Genomic DNA, 5,477 nt, shown 5'->3' with positions numbered 1-5,477 from the left:
AATGGGTCAAATGGCCCTAGCCAGGGCAATGTGCGATAGAATCAGTAGCGTGATAATCAAAAAAAATCTAATTATTTAGAATGAAAGCCAAGGGTTAATTGAAAATCTTGAGTTTTTCGAGGTGCCCAAAAGAGTACTGGTTAGTACCATTACCTTTAGGATATTTAATCAGATGTTTATCGGTGATCTCTTTGATCTCAATTTGATGGGCAGTTTTATATTTTTTATAAGTCTTCTTATCAATGTTAATCGTCCAACCACGACAACAATGAGACAAACACTGATCACCTATACATTTAAATTTTTTATAAAAAAGCGGGATAATTTCTCTATGTTGTTTCATTACAAATAGGCCTATTAAGCGAATATTGATACACAAATTACCACTCAATAGCGCCTATCAATGGTACTATTATCGAATCTAAACTATTTTTTTATCTTAATTAAGTATTTAAATTTATAAGGCAGTCATACTATCAGGCAAAATAGTTAACGCCATAACCACTGCATCTTCACGTTTTTTGGCCGCCGGATAATAATTTTTTCTTATTGTGACAATATGAAAACCCAGTTTTTCATATAGCTGAATTGCCGCATGATTTGATTGCCGGACTTCCAACCACAAAGTTTTGATATTTTTGGTTGCCAAATGTTCGATCAAATAGCGTAGTAAACACTCACCATAACCTTGACCTTGATAATCAGGATGAATAGCAATATTAAAGAGGGTTGCCTCATCAAGCAAATATTGTGTGATAACGAAACCAACCAATTGATTTTCAAGACTGATTTTTAAATTAATATATTGCTTTCCTTGATTACTGTAGAATACCTTTTCACTCCAGGGGAAAGCATGACTCATGTTTTCAATAGCAAAAGCAGAGACTAAATCAGTTTGTTCTAAATTCGAAATTATTTTCATGTTGGCATATTTGCGCCCACAAAGCGCGTTTTGACTGAGGATCAGAATAAATTTCTGGCAATGGTAAAGTATGGATAACCCATGTTTTTGAACTAACAGGTAATGGTTTGCCTATGATCCAACAAGGCCAAAGAATTTCTTTTGGTAACAGCGATACCTCTTTAGTTAATAAACAGCATACCTGACGACTGTCTATCATCATCGCTCGTAAAATATCTTTGACAAAAAGGTTACCTAAATCAATGCGTTCATCAGCGATGATAATTAATTGGGTAGCGTCAGGAATACACACTGCATGTTCACCACGTAGTAGCGCAGGATCGCGTAATGTCCATTGCACAATTCCCATCTGCTTTAGTAATTGATCTCTAATCGTCATCAAACTACTCCACCACAATATATACCAAGCCACCATATCAAACCGAGTTATATAAATCAAAATAATAACATTGCAAAACCTAGCAATATAAACACAATTACTCTTTCTCTCTAACTATATTTATTTGCTGAATCTAAACTGCAAATAAATAGAGTAAATAGACAAATTATTAAGTTATCAAGAAACAATATGATCACTTAATAGTAGATAACAAGTAACCATTGGATTGAAATCTAATAATAGTGATACAATCGCGATAATAAGTTCATATCTCACAAATTTATCAAAATTTACGATCCTATGAGCGATATTCTTACGCTTACGGCGAATATTTTCCTTTTATAGTTGGTAAAAGGAAACCTAATCTAATACAGGAGCCAACATTTATGTCTTCACTGACGCCCGCTAGTGAAGTGATTTTACGCCATGATGAATACTTTATCGGCCGTCGTGTTTTAATCGCTGGTAACTTACAAGATAATATTAGCGCTGAAATGAGCGCTGAAATTTTACATATTTTAACTAATCAATATCACTACTGGTTATCATTTAACAAAGCGCTAAGCGAAAAAGCCCATTATGACTTAACGCTTGAAAAAACAGTGGCGAGACAATTTAATACACTGATCTATTTTTGGCCTAAAAACAAGCAAGAAGCCCATTTTCAACTACACAATATTTGCTCAGTTTTACCAGTAGGTAGTGATATTTTTATTGTTGGTGAAAATCGTAGTGGTGTAAATAGCGCCAATAAAATTCTAGAAGAAATAGGCAGTGTACGCCAAATTGATGCAGCACGGCGCTGTAGCCTCTATTATTGCCAGCTAGAAAAACAACCTCACTTTCATTTAAATGATTGGTGGAATATCTATAAGGTCGCTGATATAACTATCAAAACCCTACCTGGCGTATTTAGTCAACAAGCGCTGGATGCCGGTAGTCAACTACTTCTTTCTACATTTGATAAACCTATCAAGGGTAAATTATTAGATATCGCATCCGGCTCCGGTGTGCTTGCAACGATTATTGGCAAGAGAAACCCCGGCATAAAATTGACTCTCTGCGATACTCATGCTGCGGCGGTCACATCCTCTATTGAAACCATAAAAATAAATGGCTTAACTGGCTATGTTATAGCAAGTGATATCTACTCTGCGATTGAAGATAGTTACAACTGGATAATTTGCAACCCACCGTTTCATGATGGATTAAAAACGGATTATTCAGCCGCTGAAGCAATCATCAAACAAGCATCAAATCATCTAAAACCAGGTGGAAAATTTAGAATGGTTGCCAATGCCTTCTTACCTTATCCAGATTGGTTAGATAAAGCATTTGGTCGCCATGAAATACTTGCTCAAACAGGTAAATTCAAGGTTTATCAAGCCAGCAAATTTCGTTAAATTTGATACGATAAGTTTTTAGCAAAATAATTAATTATTTAAATAACATTGTTACCACTTTCGTTTTAAGTGAATGAGAGATGAGAATGGAAGTCGGTAACAAAATTTAATTGCAACTTTATTTAGCATAAATAATTCATTTTCAAATGACAAACTCCGATGAAGATAACGATTTAAATCATCTCTCTGTCATTGGTGTTTCAATTATTATTTAATGAATAACTAACTATATATTTTTATCACTTTCAGGATTAATTTGTTCAGCGCGGTTTTCACTTACATCTTCTAATACATGATAAGCGATAGCACAAAAAAGCGAATTTAATCTTTTCATATCCCCAAGTAAACTAACATGTAAGTTGCTGGTATTTAGACTTTGTACATTTAGCTTATGTAGGCGCTCAACATGCGCATAAGCATAACGTTGATTTAATAATCGGAATCGATGTTTAGCCCTTCGTAATCGACGCGCATTATCTATGTCTCCAGATACGAATACCGACATAGCTAAACTCAAATTATTCTGTAATCGCTCCATCAGAGTATTCAATTCTTTAGTACCGGCAGGGGAGAAAAAATGTTGCTTATCAAATATTTTTTTAACCACTTCTGTTGCCATACGATTAATGATGGTGGCTGATTGCTGTAAATTCAAAGCAGTATCAATAATTTCAGCCCAGCGACGAGAATCAGCTTCCCCTAGTTGATTTTGCTGAATTTGAGCCAAATAGAGTTTAATACTACTATGTAGCATATCGATCTCTTCTTCCAGGTGTGCAATATTACGCCGCTGTATTTTATTGCCTTTTAGAACTTCAGCCAAACGTTGAACCATTTGCTCAACAATATCCCCCATACGTAGTGTCTCTCTTACCGCATTAGCAATCGCTAATGAAGGTGTCTCCAACGCCGCTTTATCTAAATAACGAGGTGCAAAAACCTCGACCTCTACAGGGGAAATAGGAATAAGACGTTGGCATAAACGCGACATGAATTCGACAAATGGCAGCATTACTAAACAACGCAGTAAATTATAAAATACATGAAAATAGATCACCACTTCAGAGGCATTAAAATTATAATTACCAATCCAGGCAGCTAATGGTTTAATCCAGGGTAAAATCATTATTGCGCCAATAAGCTTGAATAATAAACTGCCTAAAGCCACTTGCCGTGCCGATCCGCTTTGCTGGCTACTACCTATCATAGCTAATAAACCACTACCGATATTAGAGCCAATAACAATCGAGAGGCTAATATAAAGCGGTACGAGTCCGGCTACACTTAATGTTGCTGTCAACAAAACCGCTGCCAGACTGGAATAGGTGAGCATAGCAAATACCGCACCAACTAGTAGTGCTAAAATGGTATCACCGCTTAAAGAGGTAAAAATTGCTTGGATGGCGGATGCATGAGTAATTGGTGTTGCTGAACCAACAATAAGCTTTAAAGCTAATAAAATCAGACCTAGGCCAATCGCAACTTGCCCTAATTGACCAGAACGATTTTTTTTCTGACTAAGAAAAGTAATAACACCAAATAAAATTAACAATGGTGATAACCATGCCAAATCAAAAGTTAACACCCGGGCCATTATCGCAGTACCGACATCAGCACCCAACATAATAACCATAGCTGGCGTGATAGAAATTAACCCTTGTGTCACAAAAGAAATAACTAATAATGCCGTCGCATTACTACTTTGTACTAAAGCAGTGACACCAATACCCGCCAAAAATGCGCGCGATTTTTTACCGATACTTTTGCCTAATATTCGGCGTAAATCGCTACCGAAAACCCGCATAATACCAGTTCGGACAATATATGTGCCCCATACCAATAAAGCCACTGATGATAATAATTCAACTAATGTTAACATTAATTATCCATACTATTTGTATACAACTCATTATATTCACATTAACTCTTTTATATTAGCATTTACAACCGTTTATTCACTTTATTTAAATGCTTTATTAAAAAATGTTATTTTTTTCTTTTAATAAAAATGATATCAACTTTCTTTTAATGCTGATACAAAAAATTGCCACTGTTTTTTTAAACAAACAGTGGCAAACATTATTCATTACTTGGGAAATTTATTTAATATCCATAGAATATTTCATTGTAAAGCAAAAAACTATTTGATCCATTAAATACATCACATTTGTCGAGTAAGAATACTAAATTCTGGTATTAGTTTAACACCCAGATCATCGATTTATATTAAAATAATAATGAGCATTATGATATTTTCTCATTACTAAAGCCTTTTTTTACATAATACTACGTTTTGTATTTAAGTAACGATTTTAGTTTTAAATAACGTCGGCTCAGTCGCCATTTTAATTTTAGCGTTGTCGCATGTTGCCAGGTAATGTGCCAATATCCTTCGTCAAAAAAGCGCTTAACCATCTCATATTTAATTTTTGGCGATTTAATCGCTTGAATAGACAATACAACACCAAAACCTTCCTTACTAATTTGCCACCAACAAGCTGGAGTTTGATTTACCGCATTAGGATATTTTTTATATATATCCATTAACATATCAATAATTTTCAAATAAGTATTAACCTTACGTACGCGTAAAGCATCACCGCATAATGAATGAGAAACTGATTTACTATGAATAAAATAATCATAGGGCACCTCGAAAAACCTAAGCCGAGTTTGATTTTGCTGATAAAGTTATCGGAAGCTGGTCTACTGAGCTAACCACCATGAAGAAACGCAGCGCCATTAAGAATGACCTCTTTGCAAACCAGTATCA

Annotated in this window: 6 protein-coding genes; 1 reads left to right on the top strand and 5 read right to left on the bottom strand. The window is 35.0% G+C overall.

From position 1 onward, the window contains the following. Window positions 1–94: 94 nt before the first annotated feature. The 3 genes from CBG25_RS09440 to CBG25_RS09430 all read right to left on the bottom strand — a co-directional run bounded on the left by CBG25_RS09440 (window position 95) and on the right by CBG25_RS09430 (window position 1,301). Entirely contained in the window at window positions 95–277 is a 183-nt protein-coding gene (locus CBG25_RS09440) for a hypothetical protein (protein WP_290606243.1), read from the bottom strand. Window positions 278–457: 180 nt separating this feature from the next. Next, complete coding sequence (gene rimI / locus CBG25_RS09435) at window positions 458–922, bottom strand: ribosomal protein S18-alanine N-acetyltransferase (protein ID WP_290606242.1); 465 nt, start codon at window positions 920–922, stop codon at window positions 458–460. Next, on the bottom strand, window positions 891–1,301 hold the full coding sequence (locus tag CBG25_RS09430) for a DNA polymerase III subunit psi (RefSeq protein ID WP_290606241.1): 411 nt from the start codon (window positions 1,299–1,301) through the stop codon (window positions 891–893). The genes rimI and CBG25_RS09430 overlap by 32 nt, the downstream gene beginning before the upstream one ends. Window positions 1,302–1,687: 386 nt before the next feature. Between CBG25_RS09430 and rsmC the strand changes: the two genes are divergently transcribed. Beyond that, on the top strand, window positions 1,688–2,704 hold the full coding sequence (gene rsmC / locus CBG25_RS09425) for a 16S rRNA (guanine(1207)-N(2))-methyltransferase RsmC (protein WP_290606240.1): 1,017 nt from the start codon (window positions 1,688–1,690) through the stop codon (window positions 2,702–2,704). A gap of 226 nt (window positions 2,705–2,930) precedes the next feature. Here rsmC and CBG25_RS09420 read toward each other — a convergent pair whose 3' ends face one another. Next, entirely contained in the window at window positions 2,931–4,583 is a 1,653-nt protein-coding gene (locus tag CBG25_RS09420; protein WP_290606238.1) for a Na/Pi cotransporter family protein, read from the bottom strand. A 407-nt stretch (window positions 4,584–4,990) separates the two neighbouring features. Further along, a complete protein-coding gene (locus CBG25_RS09415; RefSeq protein WP_290606236.1) occupies window positions 4,991–5,269 on the bottom strand; it encodes a hypothetical protein in 279 nt (92 codons plus the stop codon). Between the last annotated feature and the right edge of the window lie 208 nt (window positions 5,270–5,477).

It is taken from the genome of Arsenophonus sp. ENCA, from assembly GCF_002287155.1.
Taxonomy (GTDB): domain Bacteria; phylum Pseudomonadota; class Gammaproteobacteria; order Enterobacterales; family Enterobacteriaceae; genus Arsenophonus; species Arsenophonus nilaparvatae.
This window is presented reverse-complemented; position numbering and strand designations above follow the sequence as displayed.

Coding starts and splice junctions, on each gene's coding strand:
- rimI (WP_290606242.1), bottom strand. CDS start 922: ATGAAAATAATTTCGAATTTAGAACAAACTGATTTAGTCTCTGCTTTT.
- CBG25_RS09430 (WP_290606241.1), bottom strand. CDS start 1,301: ATGACGATTAGAGATCAATTACTAAAGCAGATGGGAATTGTGCAATGG.
- rsmC (WP_290606240.1), top strand. CDS start 1,688: ATGTCTTCACTGACGCCCGCTAGTGAAGTGATTTTACGCCATGATGAA.
- CBG25_RS09420 (WP_290606238.1), bottom strand. CDS start 4,583: ATGTTAACATTAGTTGAATTATTATCATCAGTGGCTTTATTGGTATGG.